Raw genomic sequence first — 21,316 nt, forward strand, 5'->3', positions numbered from 1 at the left:
CCTTCTGATTTTTTGGAGGAGAACGATGAGCGCCTGGTTAATCTACGCCCTGCTATCGGCGGTCACCGCCGCGCTGGTGGCTATTTTCGGCAAAATCGGCTTGCAACACCTCGACGCCAATACCGCTACCGCTATTCGTGCGGTGGTGATGGCGCTGTTTCTGGTGGGTGTGGTGGTGGTTCAGGGCAAGCTATCGCTGGTGGCAACCGTGCTTGCCGATAAAAAAGCGCTGCTGTTTGTGGTATTAAGCGGCGTGGCGGGCGCACTGTCGTGGCTGTTCTACTTTATGGCCATCAAAAGCGGCAATGTGTCGCGGGTTGCGCCCATCGATAAATTAAGCGTGGTGTTTGCGGTGATCCTGGCGGTGGTGCTGTTTGGCGAGAAAGTGTCGCTGGTTGCTGCGGCGGGTGTCGCGTTAATTACTGCCGGGGCGCTGATGGTGGCGCTGGGGTAAGTGCAAGCGCGTTACCACGCCATCCAACGTAAAAAGGCTCCCGCAGGAGCCTTTTTCTTTTAAGCGCTTATGTAAGCACTTATGCGTTTTTCAGCACTTCGCTGACAATCTCTACCGCTTCTTTCTCAATCTGCTTACGGTGTTCAGCACCGAGGAAGCTTTCACAGTAGATTTTGTAGGCGTCTTCTGTGCCGGACGGACGCGCGGCAAACCAGCCGTTGTCGGTCATCACTTTCAGACCGCCAATAGACGCGCCGTTGCCCGGAGCAGCAGTCAGACGTGCGGTGATCGGGTCGCCTGCCAGCGTGCTGGCGCTAACCATTTCCGGAGAGAGCTTAGAGAGTGCCGCTTTCTGTGCGGAGGTGGCGCTGGCGCCCAGACGGTTATAGCTCGGCGCACCGAAGCGTACAGCCAGTTCATCATAATGCTGCTGCGGGTTTTTCCCGGTGACAGCAGTAATTTCCGCCGCCAGCAGACACATGATGATACCGTCTTTATCGGTTGACCACGGCGTACCGTCGAAACGCAGGAAAGAGGCCCCTGCGCTCTCTTCGCCGCCGAAACCAAAACTGCCGTCGAACAGGCCGTCAACAAACCATTTAAAGCCAACCGGCACTTCCACCAGCTTACGGCCCAGATCGTTCACCACGCGGTCGATCATCGCGGAAGAGACCAGCGTTTTACCCACGGCAACGTCTTTGCCCCACTGCGGACGATGCTGGAACAGATAGTTAATTGCCACCGCCAGGTAGTGGTTCGGATTCATCAGACCCGCCGGGGTCACGATGCCATGACGGTCATAATCCGGATCGTTAGCAAAGGCCAGATCGAATTTGTCACGCAGCGCCAGCAGACCCGCCATCGCAGACTCAGAGGAGCAATCCATGCGGATCACGCCATCTTTATCAAGGTGCATAAAGCGGAAAGTCTGATCGACCTGATCGTTAACAATAGTCAGATCCAGCTTGTAATGCTCTGCAATGCGCTTCCAGTACTCAATACCGGAACCGCCGAGCGGATCGACGCCAAGTTTCAGACCGGCTTTCTGGATAGCCGCCATATCGACGATATCCGCCAGCCCTTCAATAAACGGCTGCACCAGATCTTTTTCAACAACGTGGCCCGAGGCCAGCGCAGCATCCAGCGTGATGCGTTTAACGCCTTTCAGGCCATCGGCCAGCAGAGCGTTAGCGCGGTCTTCAACCACTTTGGTCACGTTGGTGTCCGCCGGGCCGCCATTGGGTGGGTTGTATTTGATGCCGCCATCTTCCGGCGGGTTATGCGACGGCGTAATCACGATGCCATCAGCCTGCGCGCCGCCGTTTTTGTTGTGCACCAGAATCGCGTTAGAAACCGCAGGCGTTGGCGTAAAGCCGTTGTTCTCCTGCACGATGACGTCAACGCCGTTCGCTGTCAGCACTTCCAGCACGGAGATAAACGCCGGTTCAGACAGCGCGTGCGTGTCTTTCCCCACATAGCACGGCCCGGTAATTCCGTTTTTAGCGCGCTCTTCTGCAATCGCCTGAGCGATAGCCAGAATATGCGGCTCGTTAAAGCTGTGGCGACCTGCGCTGCCCCGGTGTCCGGAAGTACCGAATTTCACCGCATGTTCTGAATTACCGACTTCCGGTTTCAGCACATAGTACTGCGCAGTAAGCTGAGCGACGTTAATCAAATCACTCTGTTGTGCAGGTTGCCCCGCACGTGGATGGTTTGCCATTGCCTGGTCCTTTCAATGCAAGGATTTAAATTGTGCCGCAAACTTTTTCAATCAATTCCGCAGGGAACTGCATCGACTGCATGATGTGCTCGATCATGCTGCATTTACGACCCGTATTGGTGTTGGTGATGACCCAGTAAGGGGTGTTCGGCACCTGTTTCGGCTTGGTCTGGTTGCCGCTCTGCAACAACGTTTGCTCATTCGCAGCAAAGTATACGCGCGTGCGCCCGTGCAGAGACTCGGTGGATTCCGTAAACCCTTTGCCATCGAGTGAATAGAGTGTAGACAGCACCAGCAGGAAACGATTAACGGCCTTTTTCTGCTCAGCGTATTCATCAGACAGCAGCAGTTCGCGGACGGCACGAACTTTGTCTTTGGCGGTGTTCGCCGGTTTAACCCCGTCAACGGTACTGACAGTACGCGTCTCTTTTACCGGCGTGAGGGAAGCGGCAGGTGGTGACTGTGACACGGCGGAAAATTTCAGCATGCGCCGTAAAATGTCGGATGCGCTCTCGCCGATATGCTTCGTGTGGCTGGCGATATAGGAGTAGAGCTCATCATCAACTTCGATCGTTTTCATCTTAATCCAGTGCGGTATCTTATCTGAATACAAGTGTTGGGATTATAAAGTGAAATCTCAACAGCGGATAGCGTCAAACCAGGGTCGCAGCAAAACTCAGAGTAATTCTGAACCTTGCAGCAGGGCGGCAGAATGTTCAACATAATAACCTAACCCGATAGAGTGAAAAAAAGAACTTTGCCATGAAATTGAATACGCGCGCGCAATCTGCGCAACAACCGCACAACAATTCTCCGGTCGTCCTTGTTCACGGCCTGTTTGGCAGTCTGGACAACCTCGGCGTGCTTGCCCGCGATCTGACGCAGGACCACGACGTGCTGCAAGTGGATATGCGCAACCACGGCCTTTCTCCCCGCTCGCCGGAGATGAACTACCCGGCGATGGCGCAGGATCTGCTGGACACGCTTGATGCCCACGACATCGGAAAAGCGACCTTTATCGGTCACTCTATGGGCGGTAAAGCCGTCATGGCGCTCACCACGCTGGCACCAGAGCGCATCGACCAACTGGTGGCGATTGATATCGCGCCGGTGGATTATAACGTGCGCCGCCACGATGAGATTTTCGCCGCCATCAACGCCGTGAGCCACGCACACGCCGTCACACGCCAACAAGCCGCCGCGCTAATGCGTGAAGAAATAAAAGAAGAAGGCGTGATCCAGTTTCTGCTGAAATCGTTTGTCGACGGCGACTGGCGCTTTAATGTCCCGGTATTGTGGGATCAGTATGCGCACATCGTTGGTTGGGAAAATGTCCCGGCATGGGATAAGCCTGCGCTGTTCGTACGCGGCGGCAATTCGCCGTATGTGACGGAAGCATACCGTGACGCCCTGCTGGCGCAATTTCCGCAAGCGCGAGCGCATGTGATAGCCGGAGCGGGCCACTGGGTGCACGCAGAGAAACCGGAAGCGGTCATGCGCGCTATCCGTCGTTATCTCGCTGAAAAGGCAAACTGATTAAAAAGACGGCGACCGGTCGTTTGAACGCGCCCGGTCGTTGGCGCGCCCGTTGCGCTGATGTATGATGGCGCGCTATTCAGCCCGGGGCAACGTCCCGATTGCTTGTCTTTCCCGTAGTATGCTGCTTAAACCATGGCTAAAGAACAAACGGACCGTACGACACTAGATCTGTTCGCGAATGAGCGTCGTCCGGGACGACCCAAGACCAACCCGCTCGCGCGCGATGAACAGTTGCGCATCAACAAACGTAACCAGCTAAAACGCGATAAAGTTCGCGGGCTCAAACGCGTTGAATTGAAACTGAATGTTGAAGCGGTAGATGCGTTGAACGAGCTGGCGGATGCCCGTGAAATGAGCCGTAGCGAGCTTATTGAAGAGATGCTGCTGGCCCAGCTCAACGCCTTACGCGGATAGCGAATCCTCCGAATCACCGCTTTTACGCCTTTTTCGTGTGTCATAGAGTGCAGTCCGGCGCGATAGCTGTTTCCGCGCGCTTCTCTGTTCTGCTATGATTGCCCTTATCTGTGGGCTAAACGCCACCACCATCTCATTAAGTTTCAAGAGGTTATTTTACTCATGGCAATTACAGGCATTTTCTTCGGCAGCGATACCGGCAACACCGAAAATATCGCGAAAATGATTCAAAAACAGCTTGGTAAAGACGTTGCCGATGTACATGATATTGCCAAGAGCAGCAAAGAAGATCTCGAAGGCTATGACATTCTGCTGCTCGGCATCCCAACCTGGTATTATGGCGAAGCGCAGTGCGACTGGGATGACTTTTTCCCGACGCTGGAAGAAGTAGACTTCAACGGTAAATTAGTCGCCCTGTTCGGTTGCGGCGACCAGGAAGATTACGCCGAATATTTCTGTGATGCGCTGGGGACTATCCGCGACATCATTGAACCGCGCGGCGCCACCATCGTGGGCCACTGGCCGACCGCTGGCTACCATTTTGAAGCGTCTAAAGGCCTGGTGGATGATGATCACTTTGTGGGTCTGGCGATTGATGAAGATCGTCAGCCGGAACTGACCGCAGAACGCGTGCAGAAATGGGTTAAGCAGGTTTCGGAAGAGCTGCACCTGGACGACATCATTAATGCCTGATGTTTACGGCGCAGCCTGTGGGTTGCGCCGTATTAATAGGTACAAGCGATGGAAATAATTGCTACAAATTTTTAACTTTTTTATTCATCACTGTACAATAAGCCCTGCTAAACTTGGGCTGCCGCACGGGACTTTGTCGGCGACACCACGTTTTATAAGCTTACTTTACTTGAGGGCTTGCAGTTTTCATTTAGGCATGGCAGTTCTATAATGAGACGCATTATCCCAGGTGCATTCCTATAACTTCCGCTAAGGAAGTGAATCGTATAGCAACAGGACAGATTCCGCATGACTGACAACAATACCGCATTAAAGAAGGCCGGCCTGAAAGTCACGCTTCCTCGGTTAAAAATCCTGGAAGTTCTTCAGGAGCCGGATAACCATCATGTCAGTGCGGAAGATTTATACAAGCGACTGATCGACATGGGCGAAGAGATCGGCCTGGCTACGGTTTACCGTGTATTGAACCAGTTCGATGACGCCGGCATTGTGACCCGTCATAACTTCGAAGGCGGCAAGTCCGTTTTTGAACTGACCCAGCAACATCACCACGATCACCTGATTTGCCTCGATTGCGGCAAAGTGATCGAATTCAGTGATGATTCTATTGAAGCGCGTCAGCGTGAAATCGCCGCTAAACACGGCATTCGTCTGACGAACCACAGTCTCTACCTGTATGGCCACTGCGCCGAAGGTGACTGCCGCGAAGATGAAAGCGCGCACGACGCGAAATAATCCATTCTGATATGCAAAAAGCCAACCTGACGGTTGGCTTTTTTTTAGTTGCCGGATAACAGCAGCAGGCTGCGCCCTATCCGGCTTGCATAGCGATCACGCTTTGACACTATCCACACGACTCACGCGTTTTCCGTCCGGGCTGGCGGTGCGCACCTGCACGTCCCCACTCACCTGCGGGCGGGCGCTATCGTTATAACGCTGCCAGTGTTTACCGCCGTCGGTGGAGTACTCCACCACCATGCCAGGGAAGCTGGTGTTGGCTTCAAGCACGCCGCCCACCACGCGAGCACCCGGCACCGGCAGGCGGTACTGAATACCCGCTTTATCCAGTTTCGCCAGCTCGCGACTGCCTAACACGTTGGCAAAGCGCGTCCAGTCTTTATCCAGGGCACGAACATCGACCATGTGCGTTTCACCGCCTTTATACTCACGTCCGGCTTTGTAGTCCTGCTCCCAGGCCGCGCGATGCCATGCGCGCTCCGCCACCGCAACCAGACGCGGATAAATCATATACTCCATCTGGTTATCGGTGCGCACCACTTCGCTCCACAACTGCGCAGAGAGACCATACGCCCCAGGCCACGGTTTATCTGACTTCGCGGTAAAGGGGTTGCCATCCCGGTCGACAGAGGTTTCGGCGTTTTGCGGCATATTGTCCGGCGCGAAACTGAAGATCTTACGTTCGTCGCTAAAGCGTGTGCCCCAGTAATAGCCGCTCTCTTGCGGGTTCACTTCATACGGGAAATCGAGATAGACATAATCCGGGTTGGAGACAATAACGCGGAACCCTTTGTTCGCCCAGTCATTAACCGAGTCAAAACCGCCCCAGTAGAGCGTGTCCCAGAAGTTAACGTTGACATGGTCGGTGGCGAATACCGACGCGTCTTTGGCATCTTTCAGACCATCCTGCCAGGCCTGCATCGTATTAATACCGCGGGCTTTCACCTGTTTGCTGACTTCAACGCCAAAATAGCTGGAAAGATGCTCAACATCCGTCACTTTTCCGTCTTTGATCATCGCCTGGCACGCCTGCGACTTCGCCCACGGCTTGTCCTGCTTGCTCTTATCGATGATGCCTTTGCCCGCCTCCGGGTTCTTCTGATCGGTGTAGCCAACGCCGAGGTAAATATTTTTCGCCTCATCGCCACCAAAATGCCAGGTTTGCAGCGGCAGGCCCGCCTCTTTATGCATCTGCTGGATTTCACCGATCACTTTGTCGACGAAATTGCGTGATGAGTCGAGGCACGGGTTAAGGTAGCCGGTACGGTTATAAAACTGTACCCCGGTGGTGTTGGAGGTATCCGTTGGATCCAGCAAGCGGAACTGCGCCGCGGCCTGCTCGTTGCCCTCTTTCATCAGTCGATCGTAACGGGCTTCCATGGAGATCACTGCCGCACGCGCATGGGCCGGCATGTCGATTTCCGGAATGACCTCGATCTGCCGGGCCTTCGCATACTTCAGGATCTTGATGTAATCCGCGCGGGTAAAGAAACCGCTCCCGTTGTTGTTGCTGTCCGGGCCAGAACCCAGTTGCGGCAACAGGCAGGTTTTTTCGCTCAGATCGTGGCAACGTTTGCTGCCAATATCGGTCAGCTCCGGCAGGCCGGGGATCTCAATACGCCAGCCTTCATCATCACTGAGATGAAAGTGGAATTTATTCAGTTTGTAGGCCGCCATCTGATCCAGCAGACGCAGTACCGCATCCTTGCTGTGGAAGTTACGCCCGACATCCAACTGGATTGCGCGGTAGTCAAAGCGTGGCGCATCTTTGGCGTCCAGCGCGGCAACTTTCATTGCGCCTGTCGTTGGGATCAGCGACAGCAGTGATTGCAAACCGTAGAACACCCCGGCCTGATCGTAACCGGTTACTACGGCTTCTTTGGCGCCAATATGCAAAGTATAAGCGCCAGATACCGCCTCGTCGTCGTTGAAATCACGGGTCGCAATGACGCTGCGAACAGGATAGCTCCCCGCTTTCACTCCCAGCAGCGCAAAACGGGTTTTCACCGCGTCCTGTGCATCACGACTCAGCGCAGAGAGATCCAGTTTCACACCGTTGCTCAGATCGACATCCTGCCCGTGGATTTTCACCGCCTGCGGCGTAGGGACAATCTGCCCGCGCAGGGTTTGCAGGTTCAGCGTTTTGACATCACTGTTTTTCTCAAAGCGTGCTTCAGCCGTCATCAGAATGTTTTTATCATCCGCCGTGCGCTTCCACTGCTCACCCAGCGGGCTGACAAACTGCGACAACGTTTCGGTGTCGGTATTGGCAATCACTTTTGCCGTTGCCCCGTCGGAGGCCACATACCAGCGCGGGATCACATCGGTAATAAACAACTGCCAGTACTCATTGATAATCGGGATCTCTACCGACTGTTTTGCCGGAAAACCGGTGAATTTCTCCGTTGGCTCCAGCTTGTGCAGATCACCCATAATGTGGGTGACTTTAAACTGATCATTCGCAACGTTGAGGATCTGCCGGATGCTGTGAAAATAGATCGCCCAGTCTTTATCCGTCACCGCAGCACCATTATTGGTCAGGGTGACCACGGCTTTGTTACACGATGCCCAGTCGGCACCCAGTTTGGCGCAATCCACGCCATTCTGCGCCGCGTGGTTATCCGTAATGGCGTAGTTAAGATGAAACTGGCTGATGGCATCAACGGTACGTTGATTCGCCAGCGCCGCCGGGCTGCTTAGGATCCCCAGTATCGTACTGGCCAGTATCGTTAAGCGTACGTTTTTCATGACTTATTCCTTGTATTTTGCCGGGTTACCCCGGCAAATAACGCATCAAAAAATGGTGAATGGGGCGATAACCATAAACTTCACGTCGCGCTCATCCTGGAAGATGTTGCCGTAACCGCCGGAGTAACTCGGGATATCGGAATGGTTGTCGTACTGGGTGAAGTGCAGTTTGAACATCGTGCCTTTTGCCCGGCCATCCTGAACGGTGTAAATCGCATCCAGGCTGTAGGCAGACTCTTTCAGACGGTAGTTCGGATCGTAGTACGCATCCGGAGTGGCCATGTCGGCAGGTTTAGCATCCCAGGCGTAGGCATAAGACGCGCCAACCGCAAAACCAGGCAGATTCCAGCCTTTCAGGTCATACATCGCGCCGAAGAAAATGGCCTTTTCGCCGTTGGCGTTAAAGTCGGAGCGGTTATCCCACCACACATCCAGACGACCATTGGAGGAAGCATAAGTAGGGGTCATACGCTGCAGGAAGTAGCCCTGTTGGCCATCGGCTTTAACCCACGTGCCTTCAAGGCGGAGATCGACCGGGCCAACTTTATAACCGAAGGTCAATGCCTGCAGCCAGGCGGCGCCATCATAGATATCATTCACACCGCCATCGCTGACTTTATCGCGGGTGCCGTAGAACTGGTAGCTGGTGGTCAGCGGGTTGCCAACCACATTGAATTTGTAGCTGGCTTTGGCGAAGTACTGATCCACATACCCTTCCGCCTGACCGAATGCAGCTTCCAGAATCAGATCGTTTTTGAAGTCATATTTCGCGCCAACGGAGTGGAGATAGTCGACTTTGGTCTTTTTATCGTTCTGATAAAATTTGTCCATTTCGATATGCCACGGCGACTTGTACTCGTTGGTCCACATGTAGGAGAAGCTAAGCGCACCCGCGTTGCCATAATCAAACACCGCGCCGGCTTCCGCCCCCTGGTAAGTCCCCGGCATAAAGCTCCAGTGCGGCGCTAATAATGTCTGCCCGGTAGGCTGAATGTAACCGGCGCGTGCCCAGACCGGGCCGTATTTAAATTTCGCCGCAGCTTTATACAGGCTGACCCCGCTCTTATCTCCTGACCAGTCTTCTTTGTAGGCTTTATTGCTGGAAGAGAAGGCAATTTCATTAGGGTGTGCGCTGTCGCCATTTTCCGCCATTTCAATGGCGGTGAAGGCGGCAATATCCAGGCCGAACATATCGGCGGCATAACCCGACTGGAAATCCAGGCTGCCATTCCACGTTGAGTGCGACAGGTTGGTTTTGTATTTGCTGTCCAGAACATCTTTACGGTCACGTTCACGCTGCCAGTAATAAATACCGCCCGTGAGCGTGGAATCATCGATAAAGCCTGCTGCATGAACGTCTGAAGATGCAACCCAACCCGACATTGCTGTGATACCGGCGATAGCCAGCGCCAGCGTACTGCGTTTGCCACTAAATGTACGCATGTGTGATTCCTTATTGACGGATAGAAAATCGCCATGACGGCGAGAAATGAAAACACCAATCATTACAGGTAGTTATAAAATATCCCCGAAGTAACTACCGTCTTAAGAGTATTTTTCGCGACGCGAATTATCAATGCCTTTAAGTGAGCAAAATGCAAGATTATGACGAAGTGCACATAATCAGACGCATTTTGTAACAGGATGCTTAATTTTTGATGATAACTAAAAAATACTTATATTTTCTATAGTTAACATAAAAATGATAACGTTTACAGCAGCAAAACTGTGTGCTGTTATCTTTTTTCTGATAAAGGAAAGGTCAATAAGACGACATATTAATTCGCGACGCGAATGTTAATGGACGGTAACCAGCTAATCGATAAGCAAAAAAAAACGCCGCGGGACGCGGCGTTTGGAGGGAATTGTTCAGGGTTGACCGGATCAGTCGCCGATTTTAGCCCAGGTGTCGCGCAGACCAACGGTACGGTTAAACACCGCTTTGGTAGCGCTTGCATGGCGGCTGTCGAGGCAGAAATAGCCCTCACGCTCGAACTGGTAGGCTTTACCGGCTTCCGCCTCTTTCAGTGAAGGCTCGGCATACCCCTGTTTAATGATCAGCGATTCCGGGTTGATGGTCGCCAGGAAATCTTCCGCAGCGCCCGGGTTCGGAATACTGAACAAGCGGTCGTACAAACGGATTTCAACCGGCATTGCATGCGGAGCGCTGACCCAGTGGATCACGCCTTTCACTTTGCGACCGTCGGCCGGATCTTTGCTCAGGGTTTCCGCATCATATGAACAGAAAATCGTGGTGATATTGCCTTCGGCGTCTTTCTCCACATGCTCTGCTTTGATCACGTACGCGTTACGCAGGCGCACTTCTTTGCCCAGCACCAGACGTTTGTACTGCTTATTGGCTTCTTCGCGGAAATCTGCGCGATCGATCCAAATCTCACCGCTGAACGGCACTTCGCGGGTGCCCATTTCCGGCTTGTTCGGATGATTCGGCATGGAGACGATTTCACTGCCGCCCTGCGGGTAGTTTTCGATAACCAGTTTCACCGGATCGATAACCGCCATCGCGCGCGGAGCGTTTTCGTTCAGATCTTCACGAATGCAGGATTCCAGCGACGCCATCTCAATGGTGTTGTCTTGTTTGGTCACACCGATGCGTTTACAGAACTCGCGAACGGAAGCAGCGGTATAACCGCGGCGGCGTAAACCGGAAATCGTCGGCATACGCGGGTCATCCCAGCCTTCCACGTGCTTGTCGGTGACCAGCAGGTTCAGCTTACGCTTGGACATGACGGTGTATTCCAGATTCAGACGCGAAAACTCGTACTGACGCGGGTGAACCGGGATGGTGATGTTGTCCAGAACCCAGTCATACAGACGGCGGTTATCCTGGAATTCCAGCGTACACAGCGAATGGGTGATGCCTTCCAGCGCATCGCTGATGCAGTGGGTAAAGTCATACATCGGGTAGATGCACCACTTGTTGCCGGTCTGGTGATGCTCGGCAAATTTGATGCGATACAACACCGGATCGCGCATCACGATAAACGGCGAGGCCATATCGATTTTCGCGCGCAGGCAGGCTTTACCTTCTTCGAAGCCGCCGCTGCGCATTTTTTCGAACAGCGCGAGGTTATCTTCCACGCTGCGATCGCGGTACGGGCTGTTTTTACCCGGCTGCGTCAGCGTACCGCGGTATTCGCGGATCTCTTCGGCAGAGAGTTCATCAACATACGCCAGGCCTTTGTTGATCAGCTCAATCGCGTACTGGTGCAATTGATCGAAGTAATCAGAGGAGTAGCAGATATTGCCGGACCAGTGGAAGCCCAACCATTGCACATCGTTTTTGATCGACTCAACGTACTCGATGTCTTCTTTTACCGGGTTAGTGTCATCGAAACGCAGGTTGCACTGCCCTTGATAATCCTGGGCGATACCGAAGTTCAGGCAGATAGATTTCGCGTGGCCAATGTGCAAATAGCCATTCGGTTCAGGCGGAAAACGGGTATGGACGGTGGTGTGCTTACCACTGGCCAGATCTTCATCAATGATCTGGCGAATAAAGTTAGTCGGGCGGGCTTCAGCCTCACTCATCACGGGTTCCTCAAAGCGTAAACAACATATAACGGTGCATGATCTAATAAGAGGACGCAGGAAACAACCTTTACTTATACAAATCAGCGATGCCCGCTGGAAATAGAGTCTGCGTACTCGTCCGCATACCGGCAGCGCTCTGTTTGCGCAGTTGGCGTAAGGATCAGCGGGCTGCTGATCTCCTCACCCTCGCCGCTACGGGGCATATAGCCAGGTGCGTCGATACACCAGCTCCAGCGATAAAAATGAGTGCCGTGAATAAAGAAAATGATCTTCTCCCACCGGGATTTTTTTTCGACGTGGATATGCCCCTGCGCGTCCGCCTGGAATGACTCCGGCGGCGGAAAATACCCCGGCGGTGAACGTCCGGTGCGCACCCACAGGGTGGCATTTGGGAGCGGCTCCCCCTCGCGATTACGCACATCAATATCGTAACCAGGGCGAATCATCGCATAGCGCGGCAAACAACCGCTCAGCGTCAGCAGCAAGCAGAGTGAAAACAGCATCCGTTTCATCACACACCTCCATGAAAGCGAGGCACGAGTATGGCACTGATTGATATCGGGGTAAAAAAAAGCGGCGAGGTTTCCCCCGCCGCTTAAGGCATCAATGCTGACTCAGGAGCAACTACTTGCCTTTAATGTCATACAGAGGCGTCTGACCCGCCACAACGTGACCCTGCGCTTTAACGACCAGACCGGAGAAGTCGTCAATATTGCTGACCACAACCGGGCTAATCATCGAACGTGCATTGGCGTTGAGGTATGCCAGATCCATTTCAAGGATCGGCTGACCTGCCACCACATCAGCGCCCTCTTCCACCAGCCGGGTAAAGCCCTGACCGCCCAGCGTAACGGTATCGATGCCCATATGAACAACGATCTCCGCGCCTTTTTCTGTTTCCAGGCAAAACGCATGGTTAGTGTTGAAGATTTTCACGATGGTGCCCGCTGCCGGCGAAACCACCACGCTTTCCGTCGGTTTCACCGCCACGCCGTCACCCACGGCTTTGCTGGCAAAGGCTTCATCCGGCACCTGATCCAGCGAGAACAGCTCACCTGTTACCGGCGATACCAACTCAGCGATTGTTGTCGCGTTCGGTACCGCCTGAGGCTTTACCGCAGCCGCCGGAGCCGCATTCGGCGCAGCCTGGCCAGCAGCCGGAACGTCGCCAGCGGAACGCATTGCGTCAGCGATTTTTTCCGCCACAAAGCCAACGATAATCTGCACGCCGGTTTTATTCAGACGGATCACGCCGGACGCACCCAGGCGTTTCGCCATGGATTCGTTCACCAGCGAAGAGTCTTTCACCGTTAAACGCAGACGAGTGATGCAGGCATCAATGCCGGTCAGGTTAGCGGAACCGCCGATGGCGGCAATGTACTGACGCGCCAGACCGCTCACATCCTGCTCGGTATTCGCGCTGACATTCACATCCTTACCGTCTGCTTCGTCACCCGCAACTGCCAGCTCACGGCCCGGCGTCAGCAGGTTGAATTTGGTAATGGTGAAACGGAAAATTACGTAGTAGATAACGAAGAACACCAGACCTTGTGGGATCAGCATCCACCAGTGGGTCGCCAGCGGGTTACGGGACGACAGCACCATATCCACCAGACCGGCGCTGAAGCCGAAACCGGCAATCCACTGCATACTCGCCGCGATAAATACGGAGATACCGGTTAACACCGCATGGATCACATACAGTACCGGCGCGACGAACATAAAGGAGAATTCCAGCGGCTCGGTAATGCCGGTGAAGAAGGCAGCAAATGCGCCTGCCATCATGATACCCAGCACTTTGGCTTTATTTTCCGGACGTGCGCAGTGGTAAATCGCCAGCGCAGCGCCAGGCAGACCGAACATCATGATTGGGAAGAAGCCCGCCTGATAACGCCCTGTCACGCCAACGACCGCTTTACCTGCTTCGATGGACTGTGCACCGCCAAGGAAGTTAGGAATATCATTAATACCCGCCACGTCGAACCAGAACACGGAGTTCAGCGCGTGGTGCAGGCCCACCGGGATCAACAAGCGGTTAAAGAAGGCATAAACGCCAGCGCCAATTGAGCCGAGTTTCTGGATATGTTCACCAAAGCCCACCAGACCGCTAAACACAACCGGCCAGATGAACATCATGATGAATGCCACCACGATCATCACAAACGAGGTGAGGATCGGCACCAGACGGCGGCCGCTGAAGAAAGAAAGCGCTTTTGGCAGCTCAACGCTGCTGAAGCGGTTATAGAGTTCCGCAGCAATAATACCGACCAGAATACCCACGAACTGGTTTTTGATTTTGCCGAACGCAGCCGGCACCTGATCCGCCGGGATTTTCTGGATCATGGCGACCGCAGCAGGCGAACAGAGCGTGGTCAACACGAGGAAGCCAACGAACCCTGCCAGCGCCGCAGCGCCATCTTTATCTTTAGACATACCGTACGCGACACCGACCGCAAACAGCACGCCCATGTTGTCGATAATGGCGGAGCCGGACTGAATAAAGAACGCCGCCAGCGCGTTTGAACCGCCCCAGCCAACCGGGTCAATCCAGTAACCGACCCCCATCAAAATTGCTGCTGCAGGCAGCGTGGCCACGGGCACCATCAGTGCGCGACCAATCTTTTGCAGATAACCTAGGATACTCACTTTTATTCCCCCTATGAACCCGACGAGAGCTCACTGAAACAGTCGTTTTTTATTGTGTAACTAACCTGAAATCACGGCTATTTTCTCACTACACTGCAGAGTGTGTGAAAAATTAATTCGCCTCGCAAATTAAATGCGTACTTTTTGTGATAAAAATCACTAAGTATCGTCAATAACCCTCCTTTTCGCTGGCAAACAATCAAAACTTATTTTAAGATTCAAAATATCAAGACGGATTGCTCCCTTCTCTGTCACGAAACCAGGTTAGGCTTAACGCTGAGCTCGCATGCACTCCGTCACTGTTTTTCATTTAACTTTCAGAGGTGAATAATGAGACTGATTCCACTGGCGACAGCAGAACACGTCGGCAAATGGGCGGCCCGCCATATCGTTAACCGCATCAACGCATTCAAACCCACTGCGGATCGTCCGTTTATTCTTGGTCTGCCGACCGGCGGCACGCCTCTTACCGCATACAAAGCGTTAGTTGAAATGCACAAAGCGGGCCAGGTTAGTTTCCAGCACGTTGTCACCTTCAACATGGACGAATATGTCGGTCTGCCGAAGGATCATCCGGAAAGCTACTACAGCTTTATGCACCGCAATTTCTTTGATCACGTTGATATTCCGGCGGAAAACATTAACCTTCTCGATGGCAACGCGCCGGATATTGACGCAGAATGCCGCCGTTACGAAGAAAAGATTCGCGCCTACGGCAAAATTCATCTGTTTATGGGCGGCGTGGGCAACGATGGCCATATCGCCTTTAACGAACCGGCCTCTTCACTGGCATCACGTACGCGCATTAAAACCCTGACCCATGACACCCGCGTGGCAAACTCACGTTTCTTCGATGGTGATGTCAACCAGGTGCCGAAATATGCGCTGACCGTTGGCGTGGGCACCCTGCTTGATGCAGAAGAAGTGATGATTCTGGTGCTGGGCGGTGTGAAAGCGCAAGCGCTGCAAGCGGCTGTTGAAGGCAACGTTAACCATATGTGGACCATCAGCTGCCTGCAACTGCACCCGAAAGCGGTGATCGTCTGTGACGAACCGTCCACCATGGAACTGAAAGTTAAAACGCTGAAATACTTCAACGAGTTAGAAGCGGAAAACATCAAAGGTCTGTAATTCAGTTTCCGCTCCGTATGGGAAGCCCTGCGGAGCGGCGCACATTTGTTACCGGGGGTCGTTATGTATACTTTAACCCATTGCCGGATCTACACCGGCCATGAAATCCTGGATGATCACGCACTGGTGGTCGCCGATGGGCTGATTGATCGTCTTTGCCCGCTGGCTGACTTGCCGGCCGGCATCGAACAACGCTCGCTGAATGGCGCCATTCTTGCCCCCGGTTTTATCGATGTCCAGCTTAACGGCTGCGGCGGCGTACAGTTCAACGATACCGCTGACGCAGTGACCGTGAAAACGCTGGAAATTATGCAACAAGCCAATGAAAAGTCCGGCTGCACCAGTTACCTGCCAACGCTTATCACCAGCAGCGACGCATTAATGAAACAGGGCGTGCAGGTTATGCGCGACTACCTGGCGAAACACCCGCACCAGGCGCTGGGTCTTCATCTGGAAGGACCGTGGCTGAACATCATTAAAAAAGGCACCCACAACCCAGACTACGTGCGTAAGCCGGATGCCGCGCTGGTGGACTTCCTGTGCCAGAACGCCGACGTGATAACCAAGGTGACACTGGCTCCAGAAATTGCCGGCGAAACGGTTATTCGCCAGTTGGCTAACGCCGGGATTGTCGTATCCGCCGGGCATTCGAACGCCACGCTGAAAGAAGCCAAAGCCGGTTTCCGCGCCGGGATCACCTTTGCCACCCACCTTTATAATGCCATGCCGTACATTACCGGTCGCGAGCCGGGACTGGCTGGCGCGGTACTTGATGATGCAGATGTTTATTGCGGCGTTATTGCAGATGGCCTGCATGTCGATTACGTTAATATTCGTAACGCTAAACGTCTGAAAGGTGACAAACTTTGCCTGGTGACGGACGCAACAGCGCCTGCGGGTGCACATATTGACCAGTTCATTTTTGCTGGTAAAACAATATACTACCGTAATGGACTGTGTGTGGATGAAAACGGAACGCTGAGCGGCTCCGCCCTGACGATGATCGAAGGGGTACGGAACCTGGTGGAACATGTTGGCGTCGCGCTGGATGAAGCGCTGCGCATGGCAACCCTCTACCCTGCTCGCGCAATCGGTGTTGCCACAACACTTGGCAGCATCGCCGCCGGAAAAGTGGCGAACCTGACGGCATTCACGCACGATTATAAAATCATCAAGACCATCGTTAATGGTAACGAGGTCGTCACTGAGTAAATAAACGGTATGACATCAGGCGGACAAGCTCAAATCGGTAACGTTGACCTCGTTAAACAGCTTAACAGTGCGGCGGTGTACCGCCTGATTGATCAGCATGGACCCATTTCGCGCATACAAATTGCCGAACAGAGCCAGCTTGCACCTGCCAGCGTGACGAAAATCACGCGCCAACTGATTGAACGCGGGCTGATCAAAGAAGTCGATCAGCAGGCCTCTACCGGAGGCCGCCGCGCCATCTCTATTGTCACCGAAACCCGCAATTTTCAGGCGATTGGCGTACGGCTTGGCCGCTATGACACCACCCTGACGCTCTACGATCTGAGCGCCAAAGTGCTGGCGGAAGAGCACTACCCGTTACCGGAGCGCACCCAGGAAACGCTGGAACATGCGCTACTCAACACCATCGGTCTGTTTATCGAAAGCTGCCAGCGCAAAATCCGCGAGTTGATTGCCATTTCCGTGATCCTGCCGGGGCTGGTGGATCCGGAAAGCGGCGTGATTCGTTATATGCCGCATATTCAGGTAGAGAATTGGGGGTTGGTTGAAGCGCTGGAAAAGCGGTTTAAGCTCACCTGTTTTGTTGGCCACGACATCCGTAGTCTGGCGCTAGCTGAGCACTACTTTGGGGCAAGCCAGGATTGCGAAGACTCCATTCTGGTGCGCGTGCATCGCGGTACGGGCGCAGGGATCATCTCCAACGGGCGCATTTTTATCGGCCGTAACGGCAACGTTGGCGAAATTGGGCATATTCAGGTTGAACCGCTCGGTGAGCGCTGCCACTGCGGTAACTTCGGTTGTCTGGAAACCATTGCCGCCAACGCCGCAATTGAACAACGGGTTCGCCATCTGCTGGAACAGGGTTACCAGAGTCGCCTGACGCTGGATGACTGCACCATCAAAGCTATCTGTAAAGCCGCCAACAAAGGCGATGCGCTGGCCTGCGAAGTGATCGAGCACGTCGGTCGCCATCTTGGTAAAACCATTGCCATCGCCATCAACCTCTTCAACCCGCAAAAAGTGGTCATCGCCGGGGAAATCGTCGAAGCGGAGAAGGTGCTGCTGCCTGCCATTGAAGGCTGCATCAACACCCAGGTGCTGAAAGCGTTTCGCAAAAACCTGCCGGTGGTGCGCTCAACGCTGGATCACCGTTCCGCTATTGGCGCATTTGCGCTGGTAAAACGCGCCATGCTGAACGGTTTGCTGCTGCAACGTTTGCTGGAAAATTAACAACGTTTATAGTTAATACTTATTTTTTCATCCGGACAGTCCATGACCATTCAGAATGTTATCTGTGATATTGACGGCGTGCTGATGCACGATAATGTTGCCGTACCGGGCGCCGCCGAATTTGTGACCCGCATCCTTGAGAAAGGCATGCCGCTGGTACTGCTGACCAACTACCCTTCGCAGACCGGCCAGGATCTCGCCAACCGCTTCGCCTCTGCGGGCATTGATGTACCCGCCAGCGTCTTTTACACCTCGGCAATGGCGACTGCGGATTTTCTTAAGCGTCAGGAAGGGAAAAAAGCCTATGTTGTGGGTGAAGGCGCGCTGATCCACGAACTGTATAAAGCAGGCTTTACCATTACCGACATTAACCCTGATTTTGTTATCGTCGGTGAAACCCGCTCCTATAACTGGGAGATGATGCATAAGGCCGCCTTCTTCGTGGCGAACGGCGCGCGGTTTATCGCCACCAACCCGGACACCCACGGTCGCGGCTACTACCCGGCCTGCGGCGCGCTCTGCGCCGGGATTGAAAAAATTTCCGGTCGTCAGCCTTTTTATGTGGGCAAACCCAGCCCGTGGATCATCCGCGCCGCCCTCAACACCATGCAGGCGCACTCAGAGCAAACCGTTATTGTCGGCGATAATCTGCGTACCGATATTCTGGCAGGCTTCCAGGCTGGTCTGGAAACAATCCTTGTGCTCTCCGGCGTATCGCGGCTCGACGATGTCGACAGCATGCCGTTCCGGCCTTCGTGGATTTACCCCTCCGTCGCTGAAATCGACGTTATTTGATCATCACCACGTCTTCGGGCGTGTTTTTTTATTTTTACCCCTGCCAAAAACAACACCATTCAATAAAAACCGCGCTATTTTGATGATTCATCAATAATGCTGCACAATACATACTCTTTTTTCAGCATTCAGCAATGGTCATTGCGCTTTTTGATTTATCGACGGTAAAAGGCTTGCGCCCCTTTGCCCTTTGCGGCATTTTTGAAGGCACGCGATAAGACAATGCGATGACGCAGCGTCTGCAACTACACAACACTGCATGCCCTGAAAGGTTAACGGAGAAGTCTATGTGTTCAATTTTTGGCGTACTGGATATTAAAACCGACGCGGCCGAGTTACGTAAAAAAGCGCTGGAATTATCCCGCCTGATGCGCCACCGCGGCCCTGACTGGTCCGGCGTTTACGCAAGCGATAAAGCCATCCTGGCCCATGAACGTCTCTCTATTGTTGACGTTAACGCCGGTGCTCAGCCGCTGTATAACGAGAAAAAAACACATGCGCTGGCCGTGAACGGTGAAATCTACAACCACCAGGCGCTGCGCGCAGAATATGGTGACCGCTACGCCTTCCAGACCGGTTCTGACTGCGAAGTGATCCTCGCGCTGTATCAGGAAAAAGGCCCGGATTTCCTCGACGATCTGCAAGGGATGTTCGCTTTCGTGCTGTATGACAGTGAAAAAGACGCCTACCTGATTGGCCGTGACCATATTGGTATTATCCCGCTGTATATGGGCCATGATGAGCACGGTAACTTCTATGTTGCATCCGAAATGAAAGCGCTGGTGCCGGTTTGCCGCACCATCAAAGAGTTCCCGGCGGGCAGCTATTTATGGAGCAAAGACGGTGAAATCCGCTCCTACTACCAGCGTGACTGGTTCGAATACGACGCCGTAAAAGACAATGTGACAGACAAAGCGGAACTGCGTCAGGCGCTGGAAGATGCTGTGAAAAGTCATCTGATGTCAGACGTGCCTTACGGCGTGCTGCTTTCGGGTGGTCTGGACTCCTCAGTGATTTCCGCCATTACCAAGAAATTTGCCGCGCGCCGCGTTGAAGATCAGGAGCGTTCAGAAGCCTGGTGGCCACAGCTTCATTCCTTTGCCGTGGGTCTGAAAGGTGCGCCGGATCTGAAAGCCGCGCAAGAAGTGGCAAACCATCTTGGTACCGTGCACCATGAAATCCACTTCACCGTGCAGGAAGGTCTGGATGCGATTCGCGACGTGATCTATCACATTGAAACCTATGATGTGACCACCATTCGCGCCTCCACACCGATGTACCTGATGTCGCGTAAGATCAAAGCAATGGGCATCAAAATGGTGCTCTCCGGCGAAGGCTCCGATGAAGTGTTTGGCGGTTACCTCTATTTCCATAAAGCGCCGGATGCCAAAGAGTTGCACGAGGAAACCGTGCGTAAACTGCAGGCGCTGCATATGTTTGACTGCGCCCGTGCGAACAAAGCGATGTCGGCCTGGGGCGTGGAAGCACGCGTACCGTTCCTGGACAAGAAATTCCTCGACGTGGCTATGCGCATTAACCCGGAAGATAAGATGTGCGGCAGCAACGGCAAAATGGAAAAACACATTCTGCGCGAATGTTTTGAATCCTATCTGCCGGCAAGCGTGGCATGGCGTCAGAAAGAGCAGTTCTCCGACGGCGTGGGCTATAGCTGGATTGATACGCTGAAAGAAGTGGCCGCGCAGCAGGTGACGGATCAGCAACTGGCCACCGCCAGCTACCGCTTCCCGTACAACACGCCGGCATCGAAAGAAGCCTATCTGTACCGTGAGATCTTTGAAGAGCTGTTCCCGGTACCGAGCGCTGCAGAATGCGTACCTGGCGGCCCGTCTGTCGCCTGCTCTTCCGCAAAAGCATTTGAGTGGGACGAAGCGTTCAAAACCATGAACGATCCGTCAGGTCGCGCCGTCGGTATTCACCAGTCCGCTTATTAATAAGTCATGGTTATTCTTACAGGTCCTGCGGGGCCTGTATTTTTTTGTCTCACTGATTTAACGCATAAAATCGAATTTTGCTGAATAAAGCGTCATGCTGTTCGCAACCTAACCAAACAGTCACATTCCGGCAATTTTCGATGAAAAAGGTATTGACGCTGTAAGGCCCAATACGCATAATGCGCCCCGCAACGCCGATAAGGTAACGCGAAAAAAGATGGCTACGTAGCTCAGCTGGTTAGAGCACAGCACTCATAATGCTGGGGTCACAGGTTCGATTCCCGTCGTAGCCACCATCTTTTTTGCGGGAGTGGCGAAATTGGTAGACGCACCAGATTTAGGTTCTGGCGCCGCAAGGTGTGCGAGTTCAAGTCTCGCCTCCCGCACCATTCCCAGACAGGCGTTGCACGGATGGGGTATCGCCAAGCGGTAAGGCACCGGTTTTTGATACCGGCATTCCCTGGTTCGAATCCAGGTACCCCAGCCATC

General features: G+C 53.5%; 17 protein-coding genes and 3 tRNA genes. 13 read left to right on the top strand and 7 right to left on the bottom strand.

Annotated features, from left to right (window positions below; all coding sequences use genetic code 11):
• Positions 1 to 25 precede the first annotated feature (25 nt).
• Positions 26 to 454, top strand: coding sequence for an EamA family transporter (locus tag N7922_RS17325; protein WP_263097500.1), 429 nt, complete (start codon positions 26 to 28; stop codon positions 452 to 454).
• Between the two features lie 79 nt (positions 455 to 533).
• Here N7922_RS17325 and pgm read toward each other — a convergent pair whose 3' ends face one another.
• On the bottom strand, positions 534 to 2,174 hold the full coding sequence (gene pgm / locus N7922_RS17330) for a phosphoglucomutase (alpha-D-glucose-1,6-bisphosphate-dependent) (RefSeq protein ID WP_263097501.1): 1,641 nt from the start codon (positions 2,172 to 2,174) through the stop codon (positions 534 to 536).
• 25 nt (positions 2,175 to 2,199) lie between these two features.
• Positions 2,200 to 2,754, bottom strand: a complete 555-nt coding sequence (gene seqA, locus N7922_RS17335) for a replication initiation negative regulator SeqA (RefSeq protein ID WP_263097502.1) — start codon at positions 2,752 to 2,754, stop codon at positions 2,200 to 2,202.
• Positions 2,755 to 2,936: 182 nt separating this feature from the next.
• Here seqA and ybfF point away from each other — a divergent pair, with 182 nt between their 5' ends.
• The 4 genes from ybfF (at position 2,937) to fur (ending at position 5,555) form a co-directional block, all read left to right on the top strand.
• Positions 2,937 to 3,710 carry an esterase gene (ybfF, locus tag N7922_RS17340; protein ID WP_263097503.1) on the top strand — a complete coding sequence of 258 codons (774 nt, stop codon included), beginning with the start codon at positions 2,937 to 2,939 and terminating at the stop codon, positions 3,708 to 3,710.
• Between the two features lie 135 nt (positions 3,711 to 3,845).
• A complete protein-coding gene (gene ybfE, locus N7922_RS17345) occupies positions 3,846 to 4,127 on the top strand; it encodes a LexA regulated protein (protein WP_263097504.1) in 282 nt (93 codons plus the stop codon).
• 162 nt (positions 4,128 to 4,289) lie between these two features.
• Positions 4,290 to 4,820: a flavodoxin FldA gene (fldA, locus tag N7922_RS17350; protein ID WP_263097505.1), complete on the top strand. Its 531-nt coding sequence runs from the start codon at positions 4,290 to 4,292 to the stop codon at positions 4,818 to 4,820.
• A gap of 288 nt (positions 4,821 to 5,108) precedes the next feature.
• Positions 5,109 to 5,555, top strand: coding sequence for a ferric iron uptake transcriptional regulator (gene fur / locus N7922_RS17355; protein ID WP_061494468.1), 447 nt, complete (start codon positions 5,109 to 5,111; stop codon positions 5,553 to 5,555).
• 96 nt (positions 5,556 to 5,651) lie between these two features.
• Here fur and N7922_RS17360 read toward each other — a convergent pair whose 3' ends face one another.
• From N7922_RS17360 to nagE, 5 genes are all read right to left on the bottom strand, one after another.
• Positions 5,652 to 8,306 (bottom strand): beta-N-acetylhexosaminidase, encoded by a 2,655-nt coding sequence (locus N7922_RS17360; protein WP_263097506.1) that lies wholly within the window; start codon positions 8,304 to 8,306, stop codon positions 5,652 to 5,654.
• A gap of 45 nt (positions 8,307 to 8,351) precedes the next feature.
• Entirely contained in the window at positions 8,352 to 9,749 is a 1,398-nt protein-coding gene (chiP, locus tag N7922_RS17365) for a chitoporin ChiP (protein WP_263097507.1), read from the bottom strand.
• A gap of 441 nt (positions 9,750 to 10,190) precedes the next feature.
• Positions 10,191 to 11,858 carry a glutamine--tRNA ligase gene (gene glnS / locus N7922_RS17370; protein ID WP_263097508.1) on the bottom strand — a complete coding sequence of 556 codons (1,668 nt, stop codon included), beginning with the start codon at positions 11,856 to 11,858 and terminating at the stop codon, positions 10,191 to 10,193.
• A gap of 83 nt (positions 11,859 to 11,941) precedes the next feature.
• The gene (locus N7922_RS17375; protein WP_263097509.1) at positions 11,942 to 12,373 is read right to left on the bottom strand and encodes a hypothetical protein; all 432 of its coding nucleotides are present in this window, start codon (positions 12,371 to 12,373) and stop codon (positions 11,942 to 11,944) included.
• Positions 12,374 to 12,485: 112 nt separating this feature from the next.
• A complete protein-coding gene (gene nagE, locus N7922_RS17380) occupies positions 12,486 to 14,507 on the bottom strand; it encodes an N-acetylglucosamine-specific PTS transporter subunit IIBC (RefSeq protein ID WP_263097510.1) in 2,022 nt (673 codons plus the stop codon).
• Between the two features lie 330 nt (positions 14,508 to 14,837).
• Here nagE and nagB point away from each other — a divergent pair, with 330 nt between their 5' ends.
• The 8 genes from nagB to N7922_RS17420 all read left to right on the top strand — a co-directional run bounded on the left by nagB (position 14,838) and on the right by N7922_RS17420 (position 21,314).
• Positions 14,838 to 15,638 (top strand): glucosamine-6-phosphate deaminase, encoded by an 801-nt coding sequence (gene nagB / locus N7922_RS17385; RefSeq protein ID WP_061494463.1) that lies wholly within the window; start codon positions 14,838 to 14,840, stop codon positions 15,636 to 15,638.
• Positions 15,639 to 15,701: 63 nt separating this feature from the next.
• Positions 15,702 to 16,850 carry an N-acetylglucosamine-6-phosphate deacetylase gene (gene nagA, locus N7922_RS17390; RefSeq protein ID WP_263097511.1) on the top strand — a complete coding sequence of 383 codons (1,149 nt, stop codon included), beginning with the start codon at positions 15,702 to 15,704 and terminating at the stop codon, positions 16,848 to 16,850.
• A 9-nt stretch (positions 16,851 to 16,859) separates the two neighbouring features.
• Complete coding sequence (gene nagC, locus N7922_RS17395) at positions 16,860 to 18,080, top strand: DNA-binding transcriptional regulator NagC (protein ID WP_061494461.1); 1,221 nt, start codon at positions 16,860 to 16,862, stop codon at positions 18,078 to 18,080.
• Positions 18,081 to 18,122: 42 nt separating this feature from the next.
• Positions 18,123 to 18,875, top strand: coding sequence for an HAD-IIA family hydrolase (locus tag N7922_RS17400; RefSeq protein ID WP_263097512.1), 753 nt, complete (start codon positions 18,123 to 18,125; stop codon positions 18,873 to 18,875).
• A 287-nt stretch (positions 18,876 to 19,162) separates the two neighbouring features.
• A complete protein-coding gene (asnB, locus tag N7922_RS17405) occupies positions 19,163 to 20,827 on the top strand; it encodes an asparagine synthase B (protein ID WP_061494459.1) in 1,665 nt (554 codons plus the stop codon).
• Positions 20,828 to 21,046: 219 nt separating this feature from the next.
• A tRNA-Met gene (locus N7922_RS17410) sits at positions 21,047 to 21,123 on the top strand.
• A gap of 8 nt (positions 21,124 to 21,131) precedes the next feature.
• Positions 21,132 to 21,216: transfer RNA gene (locus N7922_RS17415), tRNA-Leu, on the top strand.
• Between the two features lie 23 nt (positions 21,217 to 21,239).
• Positions 21,240 to 21,314 (top strand) — tRNA-Gln (locus tag N7922_RS17420).
• Positions 21,315 to 21,316: the final 2 nt, after the last annotated feature.

It is taken from the genome of Kosakonia sp. ML.JS2a, assembly GCF_025642095.1.
Lineage (GTDB): Bacteria > Pseudomonadota > Gammaproteobacteria > Enterobacterales > Enterobacteriaceae.